Annotated in this window: 31 protein-coding genes; 15 read left to right on the forward strand and 16 right to left on the reverse strand. The window is 72.4% G+C overall.

Annotation, left to right across the window (positions count from 1 at the left end; all coding sequences use genetic code 11):
- Nucleotides 1–65: 65 nt before the first annotated feature.
- Complete coding sequence (locus tag HCU73_RS14795) at nt 66–566, reverse strand: peptidase S1 (protein ID WP_168624237.1); 501 nt, start codon at nt 564–566, stop codon at nt 66–68.
- A 260-nt stretch (nt 567–826) separates the two neighbouring features.
- Here HCU73_RS14795 and HCU73_RS14800 point away from each other — a divergent pair, with 260 nt between their 5' ends.
- Nucleotides 827–1,762 (forward strand): phosphoadenosine phosphosulfate reductase, encoded by a 936-nt coding sequence (locus HCU73_RS14800; protein ID WP_168624238.1) that lies wholly within the window; start codon nt 827–829, stop codon nt 1,760–1,762.
- Here HCU73_RS14800 and ureG read toward each other — a convergent pair.
- The 7 genes from ureG to ureC form a co-directional block, all read right to left on the reverse strand.
- Nucleotides 1,757–2,368, reverse strand: a complete 612-nt coding sequence (gene ureG / locus HCU73_RS14805; RefSeq protein ID WP_168624239.1) for an urease accessory protein UreG — start codon at nt 2,366–2,368, stop codon at nt 1,757–1,759. The two genes, HCU73_RS14800 and ureG, sit on opposite strands and share 6 nt — an antisense overlap.
- Before the next feature lie 108 nt (nt 2,369–2,476).
- A complete protein-coding gene (locus tag HCU73_RS14810; RefSeq protein WP_168624240.1) occupies nt 2,477–3,115 on the reverse strand; it encodes an urease accessory protein UreF in 639 nt (212 codons plus the stop codon).
- Between the two features lie 3 nt (nt 3,116–3,118).
- A complete protein-coding gene (locus HCU73_RS14815) occupies nt 3,119–3,631 on the reverse strand; it encodes an urease accessory protein UreE (RefSeq protein ID WP_168624241.1) in 513 nt (170 codons plus the stop codon).
- A 130-nt stretch (nt 3,632–3,761) separates the two neighbouring features.
- Nucleotides 3,762–4,436, reverse strand: a complete 675-nt coding sequence (locus HCU73_RS14820) for a hypothetical protein (RefSeq protein ID WP_168624242.1) — start codon at nt 4,434–4,436, stop codon at nt 3,762–3,764.
- 66 nt (nt 4,437–4,502) lie between these two features.
- Entirely contained in the window at nt 4,503–5,183 is a 681-nt protein-coding gene (locus HCU73_RS14825) for a hypothetical protein (RefSeq protein ID WP_168624243.1), read from the reverse strand.
- Between the two features lie 93 nt (nt 5,184–5,276).
- Nucleotides 5,277–5,873 carry a hypothetical protein gene (locus tag HCU73_RS14830; RefSeq protein ID WP_168624244.1) on the reverse strand — a complete coding sequence of 199 codons (597 nt, stop codon included), beginning with the start codon at nt 5,871–5,873 and terminating at the stop codon, nt 5,277–5,279.
- A 3-nt stretch (nt 5,874–5,876) separates the two neighbouring features.
- Nucleotides 5,877–7,586 (reverse strand): urease subunit alpha, encoded by a 1,710-nt coding sequence (gene ureC, locus HCU73_RS14835; protein ID WP_168624245.1) that lies wholly within the window; start codon nt 7,584–7,586, stop codon nt 5,877–5,879.
- A 252-nt stretch (nt 7,587–7,838) separates the two neighbouring features.
- Here ureC and HCU73_RS14840 point away from each other — a divergent pair, with 252 nt between their 5' ends.
- Entirely contained in the window at nt 7,839–8,678 is an 840-nt protein-coding gene (locus tag HCU73_RS14840; RefSeq protein WP_168624246.1) for a cytochrome c, read from the forward strand.
- A 218-nt stretch (nt 8,679–8,896) separates the two neighbouring features.
- On the opposite strand, the gene HCU73_RS14845 is transcribed toward HCU73_RS14840, so the two are convergent.
- From HCU73_RS14845 to HCU73_RS14875, 7 genes are all read right to left on the reverse strand, one after another.
- Nucleotides 8,897–9,292 carry a carboxymuconolactone decarboxylase family protein gene (locus HCU73_RS14845; RefSeq protein ID WP_168624247.1) on the reverse strand — a complete coding sequence of 132 codons (396 nt, stop codon included), beginning with the start codon at nt 9,290–9,292 and terminating at the stop codon, nt 8,897–8,899.
- On the reverse strand, nt 9,292–10,116 hold the full coding sequence (locus HCU73_RS14850; protein WP_168624248.1) for a cyclase family protein: 825 nt from the start codon (nt 10,114–10,116) through the stop codon (nt 9,292–9,294). The genes HCU73_RS14845 and HCU73_RS14850 overlap by 1 nt, the downstream gene beginning before the upstream one ends.
- A gap of 72 nt (nt 10,117–10,188) precedes the next feature.
- The gene (locus HCU73_RS14855) at nt 10,189–10,494 is read right to left on the reverse strand and encodes an urease subunit beta (RefSeq protein WP_168624249.1); all 306 of its coding nucleotides are present in this window, start codon (nt 10,492–10,494) and stop codon (nt 10,189–10,191) included.
- Complete coding sequence (locus tag HCU73_RS14860) at nt 10,491–10,760, reverse strand: hypothetical protein (protein ID WP_168624250.1); 270 nt, start codon at nt 10,758–10,760, stop codon at nt 10,491–10,493. The genes HCU73_RS14855 and HCU73_RS14860 overlap by 4 nt, the downstream gene beginning before the upstream one ends.
- 15 nt (nt 10,761–10,775) lie before the next feature.
- Complete coding sequence (locus HCU73_RS14865; protein ID WP_168624251.1) at nt 10,776–11,078, reverse strand: urease subunit gamma; 303 nt, start codon at nt 11,076–11,078, stop codon at nt 10,776–10,778.
- 16 nt (nt 11,079–11,094) lie between these two features.
- Nucleotides 11,095–11,913 carry an urease accessory protein UreD gene (locus HCU73_RS14870; protein ID WP_168624252.1) on the reverse strand — a complete coding sequence of 273 codons (819 nt, stop codon included), beginning with the start codon at nt 11,911–11,913 and terminating at the stop codon, nt 11,095–11,097.
- 79 nt (nt 11,914–11,992) lie between these two features.
- Nucleotides 11,993–12,553, reverse strand: a complete 561-nt coding sequence (locus HCU73_RS14875; RefSeq protein ID WP_168624253.1) for a hypothetical protein — start codon at nt 12,551–12,553, stop codon at nt 11,993–11,995.
- A gap of 65 nt (nt 12,554–12,618) precedes the next feature.
- Between HCU73_RS14875 and pyrC the strand changes: the two genes are divergently transcribed.
- The 13 genes from pyrC (at nt 12,619) to HCU73_RS14940 (ending at nt 22,884) form a co-directional block, all read left to right on the forward strand.
- The gene (gene pyrC / locus HCU73_RS14880) at nt 12,619–13,662 is read left to right on the forward strand and encodes a dihydroorotase (RefSeq protein ID WP_168624254.1); all 1,044 of its coding nucleotides are present in this window, start codon (nt 12,619–12,621) and stop codon (nt 13,660–13,662) included.
- 40 nt (nt 13,663–13,702) lie between these two features.
- On the forward strand, nt 13,703–14,383 hold the full coding sequence (locus HCU73_RS14885; protein WP_168624255.1) for an orotate phosphoribosyltransferase: 681 nt from the start codon (nt 13,703–13,705) through the stop codon (nt 14,381–14,383).
- A 237-nt stretch (nt 14,384–14,620) separates the two neighbouring features.
- Nucleotides 14,621–16,120 (forward strand): replicative DNA helicase, encoded by a 1,500-nt coding sequence (locus HCU73_RS14890; RefSeq protein ID WP_168624256.1) that lies wholly within the window; start codon nt 14,621–14,623, stop codon nt 16,118–16,120.
- A 136-nt stretch (nt 16,121–16,256) separates the two neighbouring features.
- A complete protein-coding gene (gene alr / locus HCU73_RS14895) occupies nt 16,257–17,294 on the forward strand; it encodes an alanine racemase (protein ID WP_168624257.1) in 1,038 nt (345 codons plus the stop codon).
- Nucleotides 17,294–18,076, forward strand: a complete 783-nt coding sequence (locus HCU73_RS14900; RefSeq protein ID WP_168624258.1) for an MlaE family ABC transporter permease — start codon at nt 17,294–17,296, stop codon at nt 18,074–18,076. The genes alr and HCU73_RS14900 overlap by 1 nt, the downstream gene beginning before the upstream one ends.
- Nucleotides 18,073–18,819, forward strand: coding sequence for an ABC transporter ATP-binding protein (locus tag HCU73_RS14905; RefSeq protein WP_168624259.1), 747 nt, complete (start codon nt 18,073–18,075; stop codon nt 18,817–18,819). The genes HCU73_RS14900 and HCU73_RS14905 overlap by 4 nt, the downstream gene beginning before the upstream one ends.
- On the forward strand, nt 18,819–19,211 hold the full coding sequence (locus HCU73_RS14910) for a hypothetical protein (protein ID WP_168624260.1): 393 nt from the start codon (nt 18,819–18,821) through the stop codon (nt 19,209–19,211). The genes HCU73_RS14905 and HCU73_RS14910 overlap by 1 nt, the downstream gene beginning before the upstream one ends.
- 5 nt (nt 19,212–19,216) lie before the next feature.
- A complete protein-coding gene (locus tag HCU73_RS14915) occupies nt 19,217–19,633 on the forward strand; it encodes a hypothetical protein (RefSeq protein WP_210730659.1) in 417 nt (138 codons plus the stop codon).
- Nucleotides 19,630–20,001 carry a hypothetical protein gene (locus tag HCU73_RS14920; RefSeq protein WP_168624262.1) on the forward strand — a complete coding sequence of 124 codons (372 nt, stop codon included), beginning with the start codon at nt 19,630–19,632 and terminating at the stop codon, nt 19,999–20,001. Before HCU73_RS14915 ends, HCU73_RS14920 begins: the two co-directional genes overlap by 4 nt.
- A 47-nt stretch (nt 20,002–20,048) precedes the next feature.
- Nucleotides 20,049–20,507 (forward strand): paraquat-inducible protein A, encoded by a 459-nt coding sequence (locus HCU73_RS14925; protein WP_168624263.1) that lies wholly within the window; start codon nt 20,049–20,051, stop codon nt 20,505–20,507.
- A 10-nt stretch (nt 20,508–20,517) separates the two neighbouring features.
- Nucleotides 20,518–20,883, forward strand: coding sequence for a hypothetical protein (locus HCU73_RS14930; RefSeq protein WP_168624264.1), 366 nt, complete (start codon nt 20,518–20,520; stop codon nt 20,881–20,883).
- A gap of 39 nt (nt 20,884–20,922) precedes the next feature.
- Entirely contained in the window at nt 20,923–22,290 is a 1,368-nt protein-coding gene (radA, locus tag HCU73_RS14935; RefSeq protein WP_168624265.1) for a DNA repair protein RadA, read from the forward strand.
- Between the two features lie 33 nt (nt 22,291–22,323).
- Nucleotides 22,324–22,884: a CvpA family protein gene (locus HCU73_RS14940; protein WP_168624266.1), complete on the forward strand. Its 561-nt coding sequence runs from the start codon at nt 22,324–22,326 to the stop codon at nt 22,882–22,884.
- 3 nt (nt 22,885–22,887) lie between these two features.
- Here HCU73_RS14940 and HCU73_RS14945 read toward each other — a convergent pair whose 3' ends face one another.
- A complete protein-coding gene (locus HCU73_RS14945; RefSeq protein WP_168624267.1) occupies nt 22,888–23,343 on the reverse strand; it encodes a hypothetical protein in 456 nt (151 codons plus the stop codon).
- Between the last annotated feature and the right edge of the window lie 134 nt (nt 23,344–23,477).

The following is a 23,477-nucleotide window of genomic DNA, read 5'->3' on the forward strand; positions in this document are numbered from 1 at the left end:
CCGTGAACGACAAGGGCCCCGGGCGACAGCGCCCGGGGCCCTTGTGCGGTGGCGGATGGCCCGCCTCAGTAGTTGTATTCGGTCACGATCAGCTGCGCGGGGTTGTTCGACGAGCGCTGGTAGCTGCCGGTCCAGACGTCGTACTGGCCCGCCATCGGGTTGAAGAACACGATGGCCGAGTTGAAGCCGCGGTAATCGTCGTTGTAGTGCCACGACCCGTCCGGCGCGTTGATCAGCAGGATGGTGTCGACGTTCGACCGCGCCTCGACCGCGAAGGTCAGCCGGCCGGTCGGCGAGGAGCCGTTGTAGAACAGCCGGAAATCGGGCCGCGTGACCACCCAGCCGTACCACTGGCCGTTGGTGCAGCGCGCCAGGTCGACGCGGCCGCCCGCGGTCAGGTTGCGGACGTAGGGATCGGGCAGGAACCCGCCGTTCAGCGTTGCCGAGCCAAAGACGGTCGGGTTGTTCCAGGACGGGCAGGCCTGCGCCGACGCGGCGCCGGTCTGTCCGGCCACGAAGAAGAGCGCGGCGACGAATACCGCCAGGACGTGTCTCAGAAGTGCCATCGGATGTTCCCCCTTCCGGTGCGGTTTCTTGCAATCAGTTAACCTCGGCTGGCGACAACCTGTCAAAGAAAAGCGGGGGAGGGTCAGGAAAACCCCCCTCTTCAGGGGGGGATCGCGGCGGGTGCCGGGCATCCGTCACCAGACCGTTGCCGAAACGCGTACCAATCCCCCTTGAATTGCCCATGGCTTTGCGCAGCATTGCCACAGTTGCCGGCCACAGTCGGCCTGTCCCGAAAGAGACCAAGACGCGAGCAGCAACCATGACGACGGATACCACCGACCGGCCCCGCCTCGGCGCTTCGGGGCTTTCGCAGGCCGACTGGCTCGACCGGCTCGCCCGGATCGGGCGCGACCACGGCTTCTTCGAGCGGCTGGGCCCCGAGCACCTGGCGCTCTTCGTGCAGGAGGGCAACACGCTGGTGGTCAGCTTCGACCGCGCCGCGCGGGTCCACGCCGAGGAACCCGACGGGCTGCCGCCGGGCTTCGAGGCGGTGCGCAAGCGGGAATGGTCGCTGCTGTCGATCCTGGCGCTCGGCGACCCGTGGTTCCGCTCGGCCGACCTGGTGGCCTTCTTCGACCGGCTCGCCGCCGACGGCTTCTTCGACAGCTTCGCCGAGGTGGTCTTTCTCGGCTTCGGCCCGGCCTCGGGCCACGCCGCCTGCGCCTATTCCTCGGCCGCCCCCGGCGCCTCGGTCCTCGCGGCGGCGCCGGCCGCCACGCTCGACCCCGAGCTCGCGGGCTTCGACCGCCGCTTCCTGCGCGACCGCCGCCGCGACTTCAGCCGCTACGGCGACGCCGCCCGGCTGATCGCCCGGGCCAGCCAGGCGGTGATCCTCTACGACCCGACCGAGCCCGTCACGGCCGCCCATGCCGCGCAGTTCCGCGCCGACGCGGTGCAGCTGGTCCCGCTGCGCTTCACCGGGCGCGCGCCGCACCGCCTGATCGCGTCGGGCAGGCTGCTCACGCCGCTCCTGCGGGCACTGGCGCGCAAACGGCTGACCCGCGCCAGGGCCGCCGCCATGATCCGCCCGGTGCGCCGCGCCGACCCCGACTACCTGTGGCACCTCGCCGGGCTCGCGCAGGCGCACGGCCAGTTCGACCGCGCCCGGCGGGTGGCCGAATACGCCGCCGACATCACCGGCGAGGCCCGCTTCACCGAGCTGGCCGAGCGGCTCGACCCCGGCGCGGGCTCATAGCCCGCCCGCCGCCTTCAGGAAGGCCACCACCTCGTCCACCCCGCGCCCCTGCCGGAGCGAGGCCATGACGAAGGGCCGGTCGCCCCGCGCCGCGCGGGCGTCGGCCTCGAGCTGCACCGGGTCGACGCCCACATGCGGCGCAAGGTCGACCTTGTTCACCACCAGGAAATCCGACCGCGTCACCCCCGGCCCCTTCTTGCGCGGGATGTCCTGCCCGGCGGCGGTGTCGATGACGTAGAGCGTCAGGTCCGCCAGCTCGGGCGAGAAGGTGGCGGCCAGGTTGTCGCCCCCCGACTCGATGAAGATCACGTCGAGGTCGGGGATGCGCGCCCGGAACTCGGCCACCGCGGCCAGGTTGATCGAGGCATCCTCGCGGATCGCGGTGTGCGGGCAGCCGCCCGTCTCCACCCCCCGGATGCGCTCGGCCGGCAGCGCCTGCGCCCGCAACAGGTACTCGGCATCCTCCGAGGTGTAGATGTCGTTGGTGATCACCGCGACGGAATAGGCCTCCGCCATGGCGCGGCAGAGCTTCTCGGTGAGCGTGGTCTTGCCCGCCCCCACCGGCCCGCCGATCCCCACCCGAAGCGGCCCGTTCACGCTGCCCATCGCCTCGCCTCCTTCATCCTCGGTTAAGGTTAACGCGGCCGCCGCGCCCCTTCATCTTTCCCCAAATACGCCCTTTCGGGGCAACCGCCCCACCGGGCGCCCCGGCCCTCAGGTGCGGAAGATCCGCACCTCGAGCCCCTCGTGCTCCATCGCCGCGAGGTCCGCCCCGAACACCGCCCCGCCAATCCCGTCGAGCCCCGCCGCGCAGGCGTCCCCGGCCACGTCCTCGATCACCGGGTGCAGCGCGGCCAGCACCCGCTGCCCCTCGCCCTGCCCAAGCGGCACGAAGCGCACCGCCGCCGACACCAGCACGCCGGCAAAGGCCTGCAGGTACAGCGCCGCGACCAGCCGGTCGGGCAGGTCCAGCCCCCGCGCCGCAAGCCCCAGCGCCACCGGGTAGGGCCGTGGCACCCCGTCGCCCACCCCCAGCCCCGCCAGCGTCACGGCCAGCGCCCGGCCCTGCGCCTCGGTCTCCTCCAGCCGCTCGCGCGCGCCGGCCAGCGCCCGGGCGAGGTCGGCCAGCCGGTCGGGCGCCTCCTCCCCCCGCCGCGCGGCCAGCATCAGGATCGCGTCGGTCCGCCCCGCCCCGGCCGCCAGCACCCCGGCGACCCAGTCGCGCAGCGCCCCGGCGTCCCGCACCCGGCCGGCCGCGATCTCGGCTTCCAGCCCGTGCGAATAGGCGTAGGACGACACCGGGAACCCCGGCGACAGCCATTGCGACAGCTTCAGGAGGTCCGCCTCGCCCATCGCTCAGTGGGCGTGGTCGTGGTCGTGGTCATGACCCTGCGCGTGGTCATGGTCGTGGCCGGGCCCGTGGTCATGGCCGTGGGTCCGGCCATGGCCGTAGGCGCCGCCCTCGGGGGTGAAGGGGGCCGTCACCGGCGCGACCGTGGCGCCCAGATGCGCCAGCATGTCGGCCAGCACGTGGTCGGCCCGGATCAGCAGGTGGTCGGCGGCGATCTGGCAGGGCGTGTGGCGGTTGCCGATGTGCCAGGCCAGCCGCGTCAGGTCGCCGGTCACCCGCAGGAGCGGCTCGGGCGCGGCGGCGATCTCGATCAGCGCGCCCTCGGCGGTCTCCAGCGCGTCGCCGGCCGCCAGCGACACGGTCTCGGGCAGGTCCACCAGCACCGCCGCCCCCGAGGCCAGCGTCAGCCGCTTGCGCCGCAGGAACCGCCCCTCGTAGTCCAGCACCAGCCGGTCGGCCGCCGGCCCCTGCCAGTGGCCCGCCCGGCGCACGCGCCCCGCCGTTCCGATGTCGCCCATGATCCCCTCGTCCCCGGCCCCGGTCGCCGCCAAGGATAGGGGCGGCACCGGCGGGCGCAATCCCGATCTGCCGGCCCGGGCGCGGGCCGGCCCGGCCGGCCCCCGGCGCCGCGCGCATGGGCGGTGCTGCCTATTTGGCGGGCGGTCCCGGCGGCGCCCCGGGGGCCGGCGCCGGCCCCGCCCCGCCGGCCCGCGGCGCGCTGGCCGAGATCGACAGGGGCAGCGTCGGCACCACCGCCTGCCCGGGGTCCGCGAAGCCGAGGTAGAGCGTCACCCCCAGGTCGGACAGGTGCATCAGGCGCTCGTGCTGGATCGTCTCGCCGGTGGGGCGGCTCCAGGTGATGTCGACCGGCAGGCCGGTATAGAGGCAGGGCCCGATGCTGACCGGCTGCGGGGCGCCGACCGTCAGCGCAAGATGCGAGTCGCCCGTGCTGCCGTCCTCGTAGACCGTGGTCTCGACCCCGTCGAACCGCGCCCCGGGGGCCGCCACGGGCACCGGGTCGGGAAAACCGCTGTGGCGCAGCACCTCGTGGGAGCCCGCATCGACCCGGCCGGCCTGCATCGTCCATCGTTCGGACAGCAGGCCGATGGGCAGCAGCAGGTAGCTGTTGATCGCCGGCTGCCCCGCCACGTATTCGAGGTCGAGCACCCGCCCGTCCGACAGGACCCGCGACAGGATGGTGCGGTCGCCGTAGTCGAACCACACCCCGTCCCGCGCCAGGCCCTGCGGGCAGCTGCCCTGGGCGAGCGCAAGACCGGGCAGGCCCGCGGCGAGGACGGCGAACAGAAGGGGGCGGATCGACATGGCCGGGGCTCCGGGTGGGGCGGGGGCGGGGTGGCGCCGGCCCCGCGGACGGGGCCGGCCGGGCGATCACTTGGTCTCGGCACCGCCGCCGGCGGGCGGCAGCGGCGGCGGCACGGTCCCGCCCGCGGCCCGCGGCGGGGTCAGCGAGATCGAGCTGGGCATGTCCGGCACCGGCGGCTGGCCGGAATCCGAGAAGCCGAGGTAGATCGTCACGCCCAACTCGGCCAGGTGCAGCATGCTGTCCATCATCATCGGGCCGCCGGCCGTGTCGATCCGGGTCACGTTCACCGGAAGGCCGGTGTAGGGGCAGCCGCCGATGCTGACGGGCTGGGCCGTGCCGACGACCACGTTCACGGTATAGCGCACCTCGCTGCCGTCGCTGAAGCGCGAGGTCTCGAGCCCGTCGAACCGCGCCCCGGCCACCGGCGCCGGCACCTGGGCCGGGGTGCCGGTGTAGGTCACGGTCTCGCCCTCGCCGGCGGGCACGCGCCCGTCGACCAGCCCCCAGCTTTCGACCACGAGGCCGATGGGCAGGGTGATGTAGCTGTAGATCGTGCCGCCCTCGTAGGCGAACTCGGTCTCGGCGACGCGGCCGTCCTGCAGCACTCGGGTCAGCACGCTGCGGTCCGAGAACTCCAGCCAGACGCCGTCATGCGCGATGCCCTGCGGGCAGGCGCCCTGCGCCGCCGCGAGGAGGGGCCAGAGGCCCGCGACAAGCCCCCCTGCCCAGGTGATACCCCGACGCATCCTTCCCCCCCTTGTGCTGTTGGGTCTGTTGCGCGCGAGCATGACCGAAGCCCCGCGACTCGGCAACGGGCTTGGCGGGGCGCGCGCGGCGGCTCAGGGCAGCTCGGGCGGCCGGACCGGGTGCCGCCATCCCGGCCAGGGCGGCCGGGCCGCGATCGCCAGGGGCAGCATGTCCTGCGGCGGGTCGTCGAGCCCGGAAAAGCCCAGCCAGACCGGCAGGCCCAGCTCGCGCAGGACCAGCAGGCTGTCGCGGTCCCCGCGCACGCCGCCCTGCGGGGTGCGCGTGACCGTGACCGGCAGCGCGGCATAGGCGCAGCCGCCAACGAGGACGTCCCGCGCCGCGCCCACCCGCAGCGCGATGGCGCCGCGCCGCACCTCGCGCCCGTCGAGGTCGGTGAGGATCTCGACCGCGTCGAACACCACCCCGGGCGCGGGCGTGGGGATGTCGCCGGAATAGGCGAAACGCTGCTCCGAGCCGGGCGCCATGTCACCGTCATCCATCGCCCAGCTGTCGCGGAGAAGCCCCACCGGGTGCCGACGGACGACGCTGGCGGGCGTGCCGTCGCGCGTGAAGGCCCAGTCCGCGACCAGCCCGCCCGGCCGAGCGCGCATGAGGCTGACCCGGTGCGGAAAGGTCAGCCAGATGCCGTCGGCCGCATCCCCCGCGCCGGGGCAACCGCCCGCGGCCACGGGTCAGTACATGAAGTAGCGCTGCGCCATCGGCAGCACGGTGGCCGGCGCGCAGGTCAGGAGCTCGCCGTCGGCGCGCACCTCGTAGGTTTCGGGGTGGACCTCGACATGGGGCGTCGCGCTGTTGTGGATCATGTCGCGCTTGCGCACGCTGCGAATGCCCTCCACGGCCACGGTGTCCTTGGCCAGCCCCAGCCGCGCGCCGATGCCGGCCGCCTGCGCCGCGCCGCTGACGAAGGTCACCGCCGAGCGTTCCACCGACCGCCCGTAGGAGCCCCACATCGGCCGGGTGTAGACCGGCTGCGGTGTCGGGATCGAGGCGTTGGGGTCGCCCATCTGCGCCACGGCGATGGTGCCGCCGACCAGGACCATCTCGGGCTTCACGCCGAAGAAGGCGCGGTTCCACAGCACGAGGTCGGCGCGCTTGCCCACCTCGACGCTGCCGATGTGCCGGCTGATGCCATGCACGATGGCGGGGTTGATGGTGTATTTCGCGATGTAGCGCTTGACGCGGACGTTGTCGTTGTCGCCGGTTTCTTCTGCCAGCCGGCCGCGCTGCTGCTTCATCTTGTGGGCGGTCTGCCAGGTGCGGATGATGACCTCGCCCACCCGGCCCATGGCCTGGCTGTCCGACGCCATGACGGAAAACGCTCCTATGTCGTGCAGGATGTCCTCGGCGGCGATGGTTTCCTTGCGGATGCGGCTCTCGGCGAAGGCCACGTCCTCGGGGATCGACCGGTCGAGGTGGTGGCAGACCATGAGCATGTCGAGGTGTTCCTCGAGCGTGTTCACCGTGTAGGGCATGGTCGGGTTGGTCGAGGACGGCAGGATGTTCTGGTAGCCCACGACCTTCATGATGTCGGGCGCGTGGCCGCCGCCCGCGCCCTCGGTGTGGAAGGCGTGGATGCAGCGGTCGCCGATGGCCTTGAGCGTATTCTCGACGAAGCCCGACTCGTTCAGCGTGTCGGTGTGGATCATCACCTGCACGTCCATGTCCTCGGCCACCGACAGGCAGCAGTCGATGGCGCCGGGGGTGGTGCCCCAGTCCTCGTGCAGCTTCATCGCGCAGGCGCCGGCCTCGATCATCTCGACCAGCGCCGCGGGGCGGGACGCGTTGCCCTTGCCCGCGAAGGCGAGGTTCATCGGAAAGGCGTCGGCCGCCTGCAGCATCCGGCCCAGGTGCCACGGCCCCGGCGTGCAGGTGGTCGCGAGCGTGCCATGGGCCGGGCCGGTGCCGCCGCCCAGCATGGTGGTCAGGCCCGAATGCAGCGCGTCGTCGATCTGCTGCGGGCAGATGAAGTGGATGTGGCTGTCGAAACCGCCCGCCGTCAGGATGCGCCCCTCGCCCGCGATGGCCTCGGTGCCGGGGCCGATGATGATGTCGACGCCGGGTTGCGTGTCGGGGTTGCCGGCCTTGCCGATCCCCGCGATGCGCCCGTCCTTGAGGCCGACGTCGGCCTTGTAGATGCCGGTATGGTCGATGATCAGCGCGTTGGTGATGACGGTGTCCACCGCCCCCTCGGCGCGGGTCAGCTGGCTCTGGCCCATGCCGTCGCGGATCACCTTGCCGCCGCCGAACTTCACCTCCTCGCCGTAGGTGGTCAAGTCGCGCTCCACCTCGACGATCAGGTCGGTGTCGGCCAGCCGGACCCGGTCGCCGGTGGTGGGGCCGTACATGTCGGCATAGGTGCTGCGGGGGATGCGGGTGGGCATGGGTCTTCCTTTGCTCCGGCGTGTCGAGCGTGCCGTCCGAACCTAGGACGCGGGCCCGGCCCGCGCCAAGGACAAAGCGGCGCCGCGGGGCCGTTGCGGCGGCGAGTGCCGCGAGATTGGGCAGTGCGGTTTGCCCCGCGGAGGACGCCCCCGGCCCCGGGGGCGCGCATTCTGCGCCCGGATCTGCTATGCTTGCGGCTTGGCGCGGGACGGCACCAGAACATCATCCGCGCCGCTGGAAGGGAGGACATCATGAAAACGCTTGTTCCGGCCGCGCTTGCGGCCTGCTGTGTCGTATCGGTGGCCCAGGCCGAGCCGAGCGTGGCGCGCGGCGAATACCTCGTGCGCGGGATCGCGGGCTGCGGCAACTGCCACACGCCGCTGGGGCCCGAGGGCTTCGTGATGGACCAGGAGCTGGCCGGGCGGCTGGTGGAGGACGGCCCGCCCTTCCGCGCGGTGGCGCCCAACCTGACCCCCGCCGGCCGCATCGCCGGCTGGTCCGACGCCGAGCTGGCCCGCGCGATCCGCGAGGGGATCCGGCCCGACGGCAGCCTGATCGGCCCGCCGATGCCCTTCGCCATGTACCGCGGGCTTGGCGACGAGGACCTGATGTCGATGGTGATGTTCCTGCGCACCCTGCCCGCGGTCGAGAACGACCCCGGCCCGTCGGAATACCGCATCCCCCTGCCCCCGGCCTACGGACCGCCGGTCGAGACCGTGACCGCCCCGCCGCAGGGCGTGACGGTGGCCTACGGCGCCTACCTGGCCGGGCCGGTGGCCCATTGCATGGAGTGCCACACGCCGATGGGGCCACAGGGGCCGCTGCTCGACACCGACCTCGGGCGCGGCGGCTTCGCGTTCCACGGGCCCTGGGGCACCTCGGTCGCGGCGAACCTGACCAGCCACGCCGACGGGCTGGCGGGCTACAGCGACGCCGAGATCGGGCTGATGATCACGCAAGGCGTGCGGCCGGACGGCGCGCCCATGCTGCCGCCGATGCCCTACGGCTACCTCGCGCAGATGACCGCCGAGGATCTTGCCGCGATCATCCTCTACCTGCGCAGCCTGCCCGCCCTGCCCGACGCGGGCTGAGCAGCTTCGGCTGGGTGGCATCGGGGCAATGGGCGGCGGGCCGGCCGCCCGCCGCCTTGGGCACAGGCCCGGCCACGGTCACGTCGCGCAGAAAGTTCAGGGTTTCCGGCATGTTGCGCCGGAAGCCTTCGGCGAGGGCGAGGTCGGCGGCTCCGCCACGGCCAGCGCCCCGTTCCGCCGCAAGACCACAGCCGCAGGCTCTGGCGGCGGGCGCCGCCTCACGCCTTGAACACCTCGTCCACCTCGACCTGCAGCCCGGTCACCAGCCCGTTGGTCTGCATCGCCATGCCGATCACCGCCAGCAATTCCGCATGCTGGGCCGGGGTCATCCCCTTGCCCCGCGCCGCCGCGGTGTGGCTGTGGATGCAGTAGGAACAGCCGTTGGCGGTGGAGACCGCGACGTAGATCATCTCCTTGACCAGCGGGTCGAGCGCGCCGGGGGCCATCACCACGCGCAGCCGGTCCCAGAGGGCGCGCATCGCGGCGGGGTCATGCGCCATCGCGCGCCAGAAGTTGTTGACGTAATCCGTGCCCCTGAGGGCACGGATCTCGGCGAAGACCTCGGCCGCCTCGGGCGACAGCTCGTCATCGCGCAGAAGGGCCACGGTCCCCATCAGGTCAACGCCATCACGCGGGCGTGGCCACCGGTGCCGCCGCGGATCTTGGGGGCGCCCACCATCAACGTGGCCCCCGCCGCCGGCACGTTGTCGAGGCCGGCGAGGCACTCGATCCCGTAGCGGCCCGCGGGCAGCCAGGCGTAATGCGTGGCGAAATCCGCCGACGGCCCGTGGTCGAGCGACAGCGTGTCGACCGCCATGCAGACCGCGCCCGTCTCCTCCAGCAGCATCTGCGTCGCCTCGATGTGGAAGCCGGGGAAATGCAGCCCGCCGGGCCGCGCGGCATCGGCGCCCCGGAACTCGGGCGTGCCGACCTTGGCCGCCCAGCCCGAGTTCATCGCCACGCAGGCGCCGTCGGGGATCGGGCCGTTGGCCGCGATCCAGGCCGACAGGTCGTCGGGCGTGACCTGGGTGTCGCGGTCCTCGGCCGCCCGCGCGCGGATGTCGATGACGCAGAGCGGGCAGGCGAGGTTGGCGATCGGGATCTCGGCCACCGACTGGCCGTCGGCCGAGAAATGCAGCGGCGCGTCGATGTGGGTGCCGGTGTGCTCGTTCACCGTGAGGACATAGAGGTTGTAGCCGTCCGAGGCGAAATCGAACTGCTTGTCGTAGCTGATGCCCGGGACGCCGCCGAAGGTCGGGAACTCGTCAGACAGCTCGTGGGTCATGTCCACGACCCGCATGGCGGGCTGGGCCCGCACCGGGCGGGGGGCCGCACCGGCCGCCGCGGCGCCGAGCGCGGCCGCGGCCGATCCCTTGAAGAAGGTGCGGCGCGACAGCATCCGCTCCTTCACGCTTTCCATCACGCAGATGTCACACATGGGTCCGTTCTCCCTGTTGCGATGCGCTGCCCGTCCTTGCCCTGCCTGCCGTCCTGCCCTGCGCGCCTTGCGTCACAGCTTGCCCATGACCGCCTTGTTGAAGCCCCAGACCGCGCGGTCCCCGCCGTAGGGGACAAGCTGCACCTCGCGCGTCTGGCCCGGCTCGAAGCGCACCGCGGTGCCCGCAGCGATGTCGAGCCGCATCCCCCGCGCCAGCGCCCGGTCGAAGTCGAGCGCGGCGTTGGTTTCCGCGAAATGGTAGTGGCTGCCCACCTGCACCGGCCGGTCGCCGGTGTTGGATACCGTCAGCCGGATCGCGTCGCGCCCGGCGTTCAGCTCGATGTCGCCCGCCGCCGTGAGAATCTCGCCCGGGATCATGCGTCGCCCCCCCTGCCCTGGATCGCCGCGACGATCCGTTTTCCGAACACGCCCAGCAGCGCCCCCGCGAGGAGCGCGAAGGCATTGCCGCCGCCCGACAGGGCCGCCGCCACGAGCAGCAGCAGCACCAGCGTCACGAGGTCGAATTCCGAGTCCTCGACCTCGATCCTGGCCTGCGCCATCTGCTCCGCCGCGCGCTTCACCTGCGGCTCGACGTATGGCACGGCGAAGCCCGCCGCCGCGCCGAGGAGAAAGGTCCAGATCATCGCCGCGCCCTCCTGTCAGCGGATCGGGTGATGGACGGTCACGAGCTTGGTGCCGTCCGGGAACGTCGCCTCGACCTGCACGTCGTGGATCATGTCGGCGATCCCCTCCATGCACTGGTCGCGGGTGATGACATGGGCGCCCGCCTCCATCAGGTCGGCGACCGAACGGCCGTCGCGCGCGCCCTCGAGCACGAAATCGGTGATCAGCGCGATCGCCTCGGGGTGGTTCAGCTTGACGCCGCGCGCCAGCCGCCCGCGCGCCACCATGGCGGCGAGGCTGATCATCAGCTTGTCCTTTTCCCTCGGGCTCAGGTTCATGCGTGTCCTCGTTCCTTCAGATCTGCCAGACCCGCGGCAACGGGCCATCGGTGAGTGCCTCGACCGCGCGGGCGACCGCGCGGCGCAGGGGCCAGGCCTCGGGCGCGGCGAAGCGCGCCACCACGCGGCCGTCCCACGCGGACGCCGCGGCGCGCACCGGGCCGTCCGACGGCAGCGCCGCGCGCAGGCGGTCCAGCCGGTCCTCGGCGTCGGGGGCGAACAGGCTCAGCGTGGCCACCGCCACCGCGCCGCCCAGCCCCGCCGCGCCGGGGCGCAACAGGTCGGCGGGCCCCAGCCGGATCGCCTCGACCATGGCGGGGCGGCCGTCGCGGATCACCTCGCGCCGGTCGGTCAGCTGCAGGTCGGCCAGCCGCTCGCCCATCGCCGCCCGGCCCAGCACCAGCGTCTCCAGCAGCACCAGCTCCGCGTCGCCGGCCATCTCGACCGTCACCCGCCGGTCCACCGCCGCGCCGTCGAACAGGATCATCTCCTGCGGCAGCCAGTGCAGCCGCCCGCCGGCCCCGACGCTCAGCCGCGCCTCGACCCGCGCTACGCCGCCCGCGCTGCGGTAGGCGCGTTCCGCTGTCTGGGTGGTGCCCACCGCCGCGGCGCCCGCCGCCACGTCCAGCGTGTAGGCCAGCCGGTCGCCCCCGGTGATCCCGCCCGCGGTGTTCAGGAACACGACCTCGGGCGCGCGGCCATGCATCCGCGGCAGCATCGCCTTGGCCGAGCCCTTCTGCCACAGCCGTCCGAGCCGCCCGCCGGGGCCGATCGTGGCCCCCGCGCGGCCGTCCACGCGCTGCATCTGCGCCGGGGGTGCCGTCTCGTCGAACATGTCGGGGAAAGCCTAGGCGGCGGGTCCGGGCCAAGGCAAGGGCGGGCGGCGGCGGCCCTGCCCGGCCGCGGGCGGATGCTCAAGAATCGGGCAGACCGAGCTCGGCGTGGAACTCGGACAGCGGGCTTGCCGGCCGCGCGCCCCGGGGCAGGTTCGACAGCGCGATGGCGGCGCACACGAGGCTGACCACCACGCCGGTGAAGCCCATGCCGACCCCCTCGCCCCAGTCGCCCTCGACCGACAGGACCACGCCGACGCCGATCAGGAACAGCCCCGCCAGCACGCCCAGCGCGCCCACCGCGAACATGCCCCAGCGCGCCCCGCCCTCGTGGCCGATGGTGATGGTCATCCCCGGCCGCGCCGCCGCCAGCGCCCCGGTCAGCGCGCGCAGCATGTCGACGTAGCGCGCCACCTCGGGCCCGTCGCCGTTGACCGACAGGACCACGTCCGCGCCCGCGACCCGCAGGCGCAGGGTCATCATCGTGACCTTCATCCGCGGCGCCTGGTCGAGCGCGAAGCTGATCGCCTCGACCGCGTCCCAGCACGTCACCGTGCCCCCGTCCACGGCAAAGCCTTCGGGCGTGACGGTCACCCGGCGCTCGCCCCTCAGCGCGGCGGGTCTCCATGCGAACTGGTCCATCCGGCGCCTCCCTTCTCCGATTTGCCCTTTGCAGCGCGGCCCCGAACCTTGTACCGGAATGCCCCATGACCCAAACCCTGACAATCCGCCGCCCCGACGACTGGCACCTGCACCTGCGCGACGGGGCCATGCTGGCCGGCGTCCTGCCCGAGACCGCGCGCCATTTCGGCCGCGCCATCGTGATGCCGAACCTCGTGCCGCCGGTGGTGACGGGCGACGACGCCCGCGCCTACCGCGACCGGATCCTCGCGGCGCTGCCCGCGGGCATGGATTTCACGCCGCTGATGACCCTGTATCTGACCGAGGCGACCGACCCCGCCGACGTCGCCCGCGCGGCGGCCGAGGGCGTGGTGACGGCGGTCAAGCTCTACCCCGCGGGCGCCACCACCAATTCCCAGTCCGGCGTCCGCGACCTGACCCGCGTGACCGCGGTGCTGGAGAAGATGGCCGAGATCGGCCTGCCGCTCTGCATCCACGGCGAGGTGACGACGCCCGAGGTCGACATCTTCGACCGCGAGCAGGTGTTCCTCGAGACCGTGCTCGATCCCCTCCGCCGCCGCATCCCCGGGCTGCGCGTGACGCTGGAACACATCACGACCTCGCAGGGGATCGACTACGTCGCGCAGGCCGACGGCGACATCGCCGGCACGATCACGACGCACCACCTGATGATCAACCGCAACCACATCCTCGTGGGCGGCATCCGGCCCCACTACTACTGCCTGCCCGTCGCCAAGCGATCGACCCACCAGCAGGCGCTGCGCAAGGCGGCCGTCTCGGGCAACCCGCGCTTCTTCCTCGGCACCGACAGCGCGCCGCACACCGACCCCACCAAGGAATCGGCCTGCGGCTGTGCCGGCGTGTTTTCCGCGACCAACACGCTCTCCTGCCTCGCCCATGTGTTCGAGGAGGAAGGCGCGCTCGACAAGCTCGAGGGCTTCGCCTCGCTCTTCGGCCCCGCCCGCTACGGCCTGCCCCCGGCCGAGACGACGATCACGCTGGAAAAACGCCCAGATCCGGTCGCCTACCCGGCCAAGATCGTCACCGGCGCGGGCCCCGTCACCGTCTTCGACCCGGGCCACCCGCTCCACTGGCACGTGATCGCCTGACCCTTCATCTTTCCCGAAATACGCAACACCGACGGCTGCCATGATCCCCACCGCCTACCCCGACCGCGCCACCGTGGCCCGCCTGTCCGCCCGGATGCTCCTCGACATCGGGGCGGTGCATTTCAACACCGAGACGCCCTTCACCCATGCAAGCGGCAAGCAGGCCCCCACCTATCTCGACTGCCGCAAGATCATCTCCTACCCCCGCGTGCGCGCGACGCTGATGGATTTCCTCTGCTGCACCGTGATGGAGGCCGCGGGGCTGGAGGCCTTCGACAACATCGCCGGCGGCGAGACCGCGGGCATCCCCTTCGCCGCCTTCGTGGCCGAGCGCATGGGCCTGCCCATGTCCTACGTGCGCAAGAAACCCAAGGGCTATGGCCGCACCGCCCAGATCGAGGGCGAGATGCGCGAGGGCGACCGCGTGCTGCTGGTCGAGGACCTGACCACCGACGGCGGCTCCAAGCTGAAATTCGTCGACGCGATCCGCGCGGCCGGCGCCAGCTGCGCCCACACGGCGGTGGTGTTCTACTACGGCGCCATCCCCGGCACCGAGGAACGGCTGGCCGCCCATGGCCTGACGCTCCACTACCTCACCACCTGGGCCGACGTGATCGCCGAGGCGCGCCGCGGCGGCGATGTCGACGCCGCCACGCTGGCCGAGGTGGAGCGATTCCTCGCCGACCCCGAGGGCTGGCGCGCGGCCCGCGGCCTCGCCTGAGCACGGGGCCGGGCCGCGGCGGGCTTGGCCCGTGGCGAATCCGACACATCCCTGCTAGACTGACGCAAGATCGGGGGGCGGCCCTGCGCCGACCCCCCAGATCTTGAGGTCGAAACCGCTCACAGGGTCTTCCACAGCTTTCCGCGATTGACGCCGCCGCAGGCGACAGGGGTATACCCGCCGATACGCCCTCCGCGGGACGCGGACGGAGGGGCCGACAGGCGAGGGGGATCACAGATGAACGAGCACGTGAACGTGCCGCCCGGCGGCGCGTCCGGTCCCGACACCGGGCACAGCCTGCCCCACAATGTCGAGGCCGAACAGCAGCTCCTCGGCGCGATCCTCGGCGCCAACGACGTGCTCGACCGGGTCGACGACCTGGTGAAGCCCGACCATTTCCACGACCCCGTCCACCGCGCGATCTTTGCCATGGCCCAGGCCCGCATCGCCAAGGGGCTGGCCACCGACGCGACCACGCTGAAGAACTTCGTCGCCGACATCCCCGGGCTCAAGGAGCTGGGCGGCGCCGAATACCTGCTGCGGCTGCAGCTGTCGGCCATCGCCACCTCGGCCGCGCGCGACTATGCCCAGCTGATCCACGACCTCGCCGTGCGGCGCGAGCTGATCGCGCTCGGCCAGCGCGTGTCCGATCGCGCCCGCACCATGCGCGAGGACGTCTCGCCCGACGACCAGATCGTGACGGCCGAAACCGAGCTGTTCACGCTGGCCTCCTCCGGCACCACCGCCCGCGGCTTCCAGTCCTTCCTGTCGGCGCTCTACGACGCGGTGAACACCGCCAACGCCGCCTACAACCGCGGCGGCAAGCTGGCGGGCCTGTCCACCGGGCTGAACGATCTCGACCGGATGCTGGGCGGCCTGCACAAGTCCGACCTCCTGATCCTCGCGGGGCGCCCCTCGATGGGCAAGACCTCGCTCGCCACCAACATCGCCTTCAACGTCGCCAAGGCGTGGAAGCGCGGCCGCCGCGACGACGGCACCGAGGGCACGGTGGACGGCGGCGTCGTGGGCTTCTTCAGCCTCGAGATGTCGGCCGCCCAGCTGGCGCAGCGGGTGCTGTCCGAGGCCGCCGAGATCCCCTCGGAGCTGATCCGCAAAGGCGACCTGACCGAGGCCGAGTTCGAGCGCTACCTGCACGCCGCCCGCGACCTGGAGCGCTGCCCGCTCTTCATCGACGACACGCCGGCCCTGCCCATCGGCCAGGTCGCGGCCCGCGCCCGGCGGCTGAAACGCGCGCCGCAGGGGCTGGACCTGCTGATCGTCGACTACCTGCAGCTCCTGCGCGGCTCGGGCCGGTCCGAGAACCGGGTGAACGAGATTTCAGAAATCACGCAGGGCCTCAAGGCCATCGCCAAGGAGCTGGACATCCCCGTGATCGCGCTCTCCCAACTCAGCCGCCAGGTCGAAAGCCGCGAGGACAAGCGCCCGCAGCTCTCGGACCTGCGGGAATCGGGCTCGATCGAACAGGACGCCGACGTGGTGATGTTCGTCTACCGGGGCGAGTACTACAAGGAACGCGAGAAGCCCGGCGAGGAGAACCTCGAGGCGATGACCAAGTGGCAGCAGGACATGGAACAGCTGCACGGCAAGGCCGAGGTCATCATCGGCAAGCAGCGCCACGGCCCCGTCGGCACGGTCGAACTGAGCTTCGAGGGCCGCTTCACCCGCTTCGGCAACCTCGTGAAGCCGTGGCAGCAGGGCGCCGACCCGGGCTACTGAGGCCGCAACACCCCGTTAAGGTTAACGCGCCGCCTCCCCCCGATCTTTGCTTCGAAAATACTCCGGGGGAGTCGCCCAAAGGGCGACGGGGGCAGCGCCCCCTTGACCCCGCCGCCCCCCGGCGCGACAGAAGGCCATGGGCACCGGCATCCTCACCATCGACCTCGACGCGCTCGCCGCCAACTGGCGCGACCTCGCCCGCCGTTCGCGCGGCGAGACCGGCGCGGTGGTCAAGGCCAACGGCTACGGCTGCGGCGCGGCCGAAGTGGCGACGCGGCTCGCCCGCGAAGGCGCGCGGCGGTTCTTCGTGGCGACATCCGAGGAGGGCGCGGCGCTCCGCGGCGCGCTCGGGGCCGGCCCCGAGATCAACGTCTTTTCCGGCCACATGGCGGGCGACACGGCGCTGATCCGCGACCACGCGCTGACGCCGATGCTGAACAGCCCCGAACAGGCCGCCCGCCACCGCGCGGCGCTGCCCGGCCACCCCTACGGCGTGCAGCTCGACAGCGGCATGAACCGGCTCGGGATGGAGGCGCCCGACTGGGCCGCCACCCGCGCCGACCTCGAGGCCGGGCCGCTCACGCTGGTCATGTCGCACCTCGCCTGCGCCGACGACCCCGCCCACCCGATGAACGCGGCCCAGCTGCGTGCCTTCACCGCGATGTCCGCCGGCGTCACCGCGCCCCGCAGCTTCGCGGCGACGGGCGGCATCCTGCTCGGCCCCGACTACCACTTCGACGTGACCCGCCCCGGCGTCGGGATCTACGGCGGCCAGCCCTTCGCGGACGCCCGCCCCGTCGTCCGCCTGTCGCTGCCCGTGGTGCAGGTCCGCGACGTGGCACCGGGCGAGATCGTGGGCTATTCCGCCACCTTCACCGCCGACACGCCGCGCAGGATTGCAACGCTGTCAGCGGGGTACGCGGACGGGCTCATCCGCTACATGAGCAACGCCGCCTATCTGTCTGCGCCGCATGGGAAATGCCGCCTCGCTGGCCGCGTCTCCATGGACCTCCTGACCGTCGACGTGACCGACCTGCCCGCCGTGCCCGACCACCTCGACATCCTCGGCCCCGACCAGACCGTCGACCAGCTGGCCGAGGTCGCGGGCACCATCGGCTACGAGATCCTCACCTCGCTCGGGCGCCGCTACCAGCGCCTCTACCTCGGCGCATGATGCGCGCGCTCACCCCGCTGGCCATTCTCGGGCGCTCCACCCTGTCGCTTATGGCCGCCATCGGCCGTGTGGCGCTCTATGCCGTGCAGGCGGTCAGCCACCTGCTGCGCCCGCCCTTCTACCCGCGGGAATTCCTCTGGCAGCTCCTGCACATCGGCTGGCTGTCGCTGCCGGTGGTGGGGCTGACGGCGCTGTTCACCGGCGGGGCGCTGGCGCTGCAGATCTACGCCGGCGGCGCGCGCTTCAACGCCGAGGCGGTGGTGCCCCAGATCGTCGCCATCGGCATCGTGCGGGAACTCGGGCCGGTGCTGGGCGGCCTGATGGTCGCGGGCCGGGTCGCGGCCGCCATCGCCGCCGAGATCGGCACCATGAAGGTGACCGAACAGATCGACGCGCTGGTGACGCTGTCCACCAACCCGTTGAAATACCTCACCGTTCCGCGCATCCTTGCGGCGACGCTCAGCCTGCCGGTGCTGGTCGCCGTGGGCGACGCCATCGGCATCTTCGGCGGCTACCTCGTCTCGACCACGCGGCTGGGGTTCAACGAGGCCGCCTACCTGCAGAACACCGCCGATTTCCTCGAACCTTGGGACGTGACCTCGGGCCTGATCAAGGGCGCGGTGTTCGGGTTCCTCGTCGCGCTGATGGGCTGCTACCATGGCATGAACTCGGGCCGCGGCGCGCAGGGGGTGGGGCGGGCCACGACCAACGCGGTCGTCTCGGCCTCGATCCTGATCCTCGCCGCGAACTACCTGCTGACGGAGCTCTTCTTCACCGCATGATCCGGCTCGACGACGTCCACAAGGCCTTCGGGTCGAAACAGGTCCTGCGGGGCCTGACGCTCGACGTGGCGGCGGGCGAAAGCTGCGTCATCATCGGCGGCTCGGGCACCGGCAAGTCGGTCTGCCTCAAGTGCATCCTCGGCCTCGTGCGGCCCGACCGCGGCACCATCACCGTCGACGGGCAAGACGTGACCACCGGCGACCGCGACGCCTTTCTCGCCCGCTTCGGGATGCTGTTCCAGGGCGGCGCGCTGTTCGATTCGCTCCCGGTCTGGCAGAACGTCGCCTTTCGCCTCCTGCGCGGCAGCCAGAAGCGCCCCAGGCCCGAGGCGCGCGAGATCGCCATCGAGAAGCTGCGCCGCGTCGGCCTGACGCCGGACGTGGCCGACCTCTACCCGTCCGAGCTGTCGGGGGGGATGCAGAAGCGCGTCGGCCTCGCCCGCGCCATCGCGGCGGCGCCCGAGATCATCTTCTTCGACGAGCCGACCACCGGCCTCGACCCGATCATGGCAGGCGTCATCAACGACCTGATCCGCGAGATCGTGACCGAGATGGGCGCGACCGCCGTCACCATCACCCACGACATGTCCTCGGTCCGCGCCATCGCCGACAAGGTGGCGATGCTGCATGACGGCAAGATCCGCTGGCACGGCCCGGTGTCGCAGATCGACACCGCCGCCGACCCCTACCTGCGCCAGTTCGTGACCGGCTCGGCGGTCGGCCCGATCGCGGCCCTGCGCTGATGGACCCCGACGCCGCCCCCGGGATCGAGGCGCTGGTGGTCGCCACCGCCCTGCCCCTTGCCGCGCTCCTGTTCCCGCTGGCGGCGCTGGTCTTTGCCGCTGTGAACCTCCGGCGCGGGACGCCGGCGCGGGTGCTGTTCGGATCGGCGCTGGTGTCCTCGGCCCTCGCGCTCGTGGCGGGCCTCGTGCTGACCCTCCTGCCGGGCCTGCGCCCCGAGGAGGCGGCCGGGCAGGACTGGCAGGGCTATGCCATCACCTTCGTCTACGCCTGGGCGCTGCTGGATTTCTGGCGCGGCGCGCGGCTGACCGGGGCGCGGCCGCGGGCGCCGGCCCTGGTTGCGGCCGTGGCGCTGGCGGCGGTGGCGCTGGTCTTCGTGCTGGTGGCGACGTGAGGGCGGTGGGCGACATCCTGTCCGACCCCGGCACGCTGGCGCTGGTGTTCGGCGGCACGGTGTTTGCCCTGACCGGCGCGCTGGCGCTGTCGGGCGCGGTGCGGCTGGCCACCCGCGCGCGGGGCCGCGTGCTGCACGCGCTCACGCTGGCCGCGGGGGCGGTGGCGCTGGGGGTGCTGGTGCTGTCGGCGGCGGGGGTCGACCTCGGGCTCGGCGCCATCCTCGGCCTTGCGGCGGGGGTGGTGGCGGTGCCGTTCTGGCTGATGGGGGCGCTGGCCGCGCGGGTGCGGCCGGCCTGGGTCGACCTGCTCGTGATCGTGGCGGCGCTGGCCTATTTCACTGCCTATGCCCAGATCGCCGAGGCGCCGGGCGGGGTGCCGCCGATCTTCCTCGGCATCGCCCCGCCGGGCGACGTCCCATGACCCCCATCGCCGCCGTCGAGGCCATCGCCACGCTGCTCTGGGCCTATGCCGGGGTGACGTTTCTGGCCTGGGCGCGCCACCTCACGCGGGCCGAGCACCGCCAGCGGGTGCCCCATGTGATCGACCTGATCGCCAACCTGGTGCCGGCGATGATCCTCCTGCTGGTCGTGGTGCTGGTGGGCGCGGTGATCGGGCTGCCCTCGGTCGTGGTGCTGATCGCGGTGCTGTTCCCCGCGGGCCTGGCCTGGGGCGCGCAGATGGCGCTGAACGACATCCGCGAGACGGCCACGCCGGCCGCCGAGGCCGCGCGGATCGCGCTGGCGCTGGCGATCGGGTCGGCCGTGATCTGGGCCCGGCAGATCGCCTGACCCCGCGCCCCTTGCAGGCGACCGCGGCGGCGCCCCACATGGGGCCCATGCTCCGCACCCTGACCGCGCTGAACCTCGCGCTCCTCGTCCTCTTCCCCGTCGCCTGGGCCGCGCCGCTGATGCGGGCGGGCCTGCTGCCGCTGTTCGGGTTGTCGGAAATCTCGATCCTGTCGGGCATCGGCACGCTCTGGGCCGAGGGCGAGGCCGCGCTGGCCGCCCTTGTCGCGCTCTTTGCCCTCGTCGCGCCGCTGGCCAAGACCGTCGCGCTGGCGCTGATGCACCTGTCGCGCGCGCCGCTGCGCCTTTTGCCCGCGGTGCAGGTGCTGTCCAAGCTCGCCATGGCCGACGTGTTCCTGATCGCGGTCTACGTCACGCTGGCCAAGGGCATGGCCGTCGGGCGCGTGGAAACCGCCTGGGGCCTGTGGCTGTTCACCGCCTGCGTGCTGGTGTCGCTGGGGGTGGGCCTCGCCACCGCGCGGCTGGCGCGGGCGGGCGCGCTCCGCTAAGCCCATGGGCATGGACCGGATCATCCTCATCTTCGCCATCACGCTGGGCGTCTACGCGGCGCTTGCGGGCCTGACCTGGACGCAGCGCCTGGTGGGCGAGCGGCGGACGGGGCGCAAGCGGGGCATGGTGCTGAACCTCGCCCGCCGCGCGGGGCCGCCGATGATGGGCGGGGCGATCCTGCTGACCGCGGGGGCGGTGATGGACCTGCCGGGCGCCGCGCCGCTGGCCGCCGTGGTCATCGCGGGGGGGCTGGCCTACGGGCTGCACCGGGGGCTGGCGGAGGTCGGCCAGGGCGACCGGCGGAGCCTGGGGTTCCGGCTGGCCGTCACGCTGGGCCTGACGCTGGCGATCCTGTGGCAGGCGGGGCTCGCCTGAGCCTTTCCCTTGCCCGCGCGCTCGGCTAAGCCCGGGGGCATGGCCAAGCCCGTGACCCAGTTCGTCTGCACCGCCTGCGGCGCCGTCCACAAGAAATGGTCGGGCCGCTGCGACGCCTGCGGCGAGTGGAATTCGATCGCCGAGGAGGCGCCGCTGTCGGCCGGCCCCGGCAAGACGGCGCTCGGCGCGATGAAGGGCCGGCGCATCGGCCTGACCGACCTGCGCACGCAGGAGGTGCCGCCGCCCCGCCGCACCTCGGGCATGGGCGAGCTGGACCGGGTACTGGGCGGCGGCCTCGTGCCCGCCTCGGCCACGCTGGTGGGCGGCGACCCCGGCATCGGGAAATCCACGCTGCTGTTGCAGGCGGCCGCCAGCTTCGCGCGGGCGGGCGCCAAGGTGATCTACGTCTCGGGCGAGGAGGCGACGGCACAGGTGCGGATGCGCGCCCAGCGCCTTGGCCTCGCCGACAGCGCGGTGATGCTGGCCGCCGAGACCAACCTGCGCGACATCCTGACGACGCTGGAGGCCGAGACGCCGGACCTCGCCATCATCGATTCCATCCAGACCATGTGGCTGGATACGGTCGAGGCCGCGCCCGGCTCCGTCAGCCAGGTCCGCGCCTCGGCGCATGAGCTGACCAGCTTCGCCAAGCGCCGGGGCGTCGCGGTCATGCTGGTCGGCCATGTCACCAAGGAAGGCCAGATCGCCGGCCCCCGCGTGGTCGAGCACATGGTCGACACGGTGCTCTATTTCGAGGGCGAGCGCGGCCACCAGTTCCGCATCCTGCGGTCGGTCAAGAACCGCTTCGGCCCCGCCGACGAGATCGGCGTCTTCGAGATGACCGGCGCGGGGCTGTCCGAGGTGGCAAACCCCTCGGCCCTTTTCCTGTCCGACCGGGAGGAACCCGCGCCGGGCGCCGTGGTCTTTGCCGGCATCGAGGGCACCCGGCCCGTTCTGGTGGAAATCCAGGCGCTTGTGGCGCCGTCCTCCCTCAGCCAGCCCCGCCGCGCGGTGGTGGGCTGGGATGGCGGGCGGCTTGCCATGATCCTCGCCGTGCTCGAGGCGCGGGCCGGTATCTCGTTCCAGGGGCTCGACGTCTACCTCAACATCGCGGGCGGCATCCGCATCTCGGAACCGGCCGCCGACCTCGCCGTGGCGGCCGCGCTCCTGTCGGCGCGCGAGGACGCGGCGCTGCCGCGCGACAGCGTCGTCTTTGGCGAGTTGTCGCTGTCCGGCGCGCTGCGGCCGGTGTCACAGGCGGAAAACAGGTTGAAAGAGGCCGCGAAACTTGGTTTCTCGGGCGCCATCGCGCCCGCGGGCTGCAAGTTCGGCAGCGACAGCGGCGTGCGCGTGCAGGAAATGGCGGATCTCCCCCGTTTCGTGGGCGAGGTCTTCGGGGCAGGATAGCGCCCGCGGGCGGGAACGGATAAGGGCAGCGGCATGGAAGGTTTCACCCTCGTCGACGGCATCGTGGCCGGTGTGATCGTGGTCTCCGCGATCCTGGCCTATGCCCGCGGCTTCGTGCGCGAGGTGCTGTCGATCGGCGGCTGGATCCTCGCCGCCGTGGTCGCCTTCATCTTCGCGCCGAACGCGCTCCCGCTGATCCGGGAAATCCCCTATCTCGGCGACTTCATCGGCGACAGCTGCGAGCTTGGCGTGATGGCCAGCTTTGCCGGCGTCTTCGCCGTGGCGCTGGTGGTGATCTCGCTGTTCACGCCGCTGTTCTCCACCGCCGTGCAGCGGTCGGTGATCGGGGGGCTCGACGCGGGGCTGGGGTTCCTGTTCGGGGTGGCGCGCGGCGTGCTCCTGGTGGTGGTGGCCTTCATCGCCTACGACCGCGTGGTGGGCAGCGAGCCGGTGGCGATGGTGTCCGACAGCCGGTCGGCGCAGGTGTTCTCGCACCTGCAGGACCAGGTCGAGGCGCAGATCCCCTCGGACGCGCCGGGCTGGATCCTGGCCCGCTACGAGCAGCTGACCGGCACCTGCGTGCCCGCCGAATAAGCCTCAGCCGCGCCCCTTCAGCGCCGACAGCCCCGCGACCAGCAGCAGAAGCGCCCCGCCCAGGTAGGCCCAGACCCCGAGGCGCAGGAAATCCTGCATCACCTCCCAGGTGCCGGCGATGTCGCCGAAATCGACCGGAAAGGGCAGGCCGAGGTCGCGGCGCAGGTCCTCGGCCCGGATCACCGCGTCGCCCACGACGACCAGCGGCGACAGCCCCGCCAGCAGCGCCAAGAGCGCCGCGCCCCGCCCCATCACCGCGACCAGCGCCGCCAGCCCCGCCACCGCGAAGCCGCCGACGAAGACCCAGGATTGCCACGACGCATCGGCGCCCACCGAGATCGCCCCCTGACGCACCAGCGACAGCGGCGACACCTCGGGCCCCGCGAAGGGCGGCTCGACCCAGGTGAGGACGAAACTGGCCGCCATCGCCAGCCCCGCCAGGAAGATGATCGCCCGCATCGCCCGGTTCCTCTTGCAAGACCGCCCGGAATGCAGGCTAAAGGGGCGGCACGCCGCCGTCCACCGGGCGCGTGGCCGGGACGATCATGATCGTTTGATGACACCGCCGCCCGCCTGCCCTATGTCACCCCTGT

Source organism: Roseicyclus persicicus (assembly GCF_012395815.1).
Taxonomy (GTDB): Bacteria; Pseudomonadota; Alphaproteobacteria; order Rhodobacterales; family Rhodobacteraceae; genus Roseicyclus; species Roseicyclus persicicus.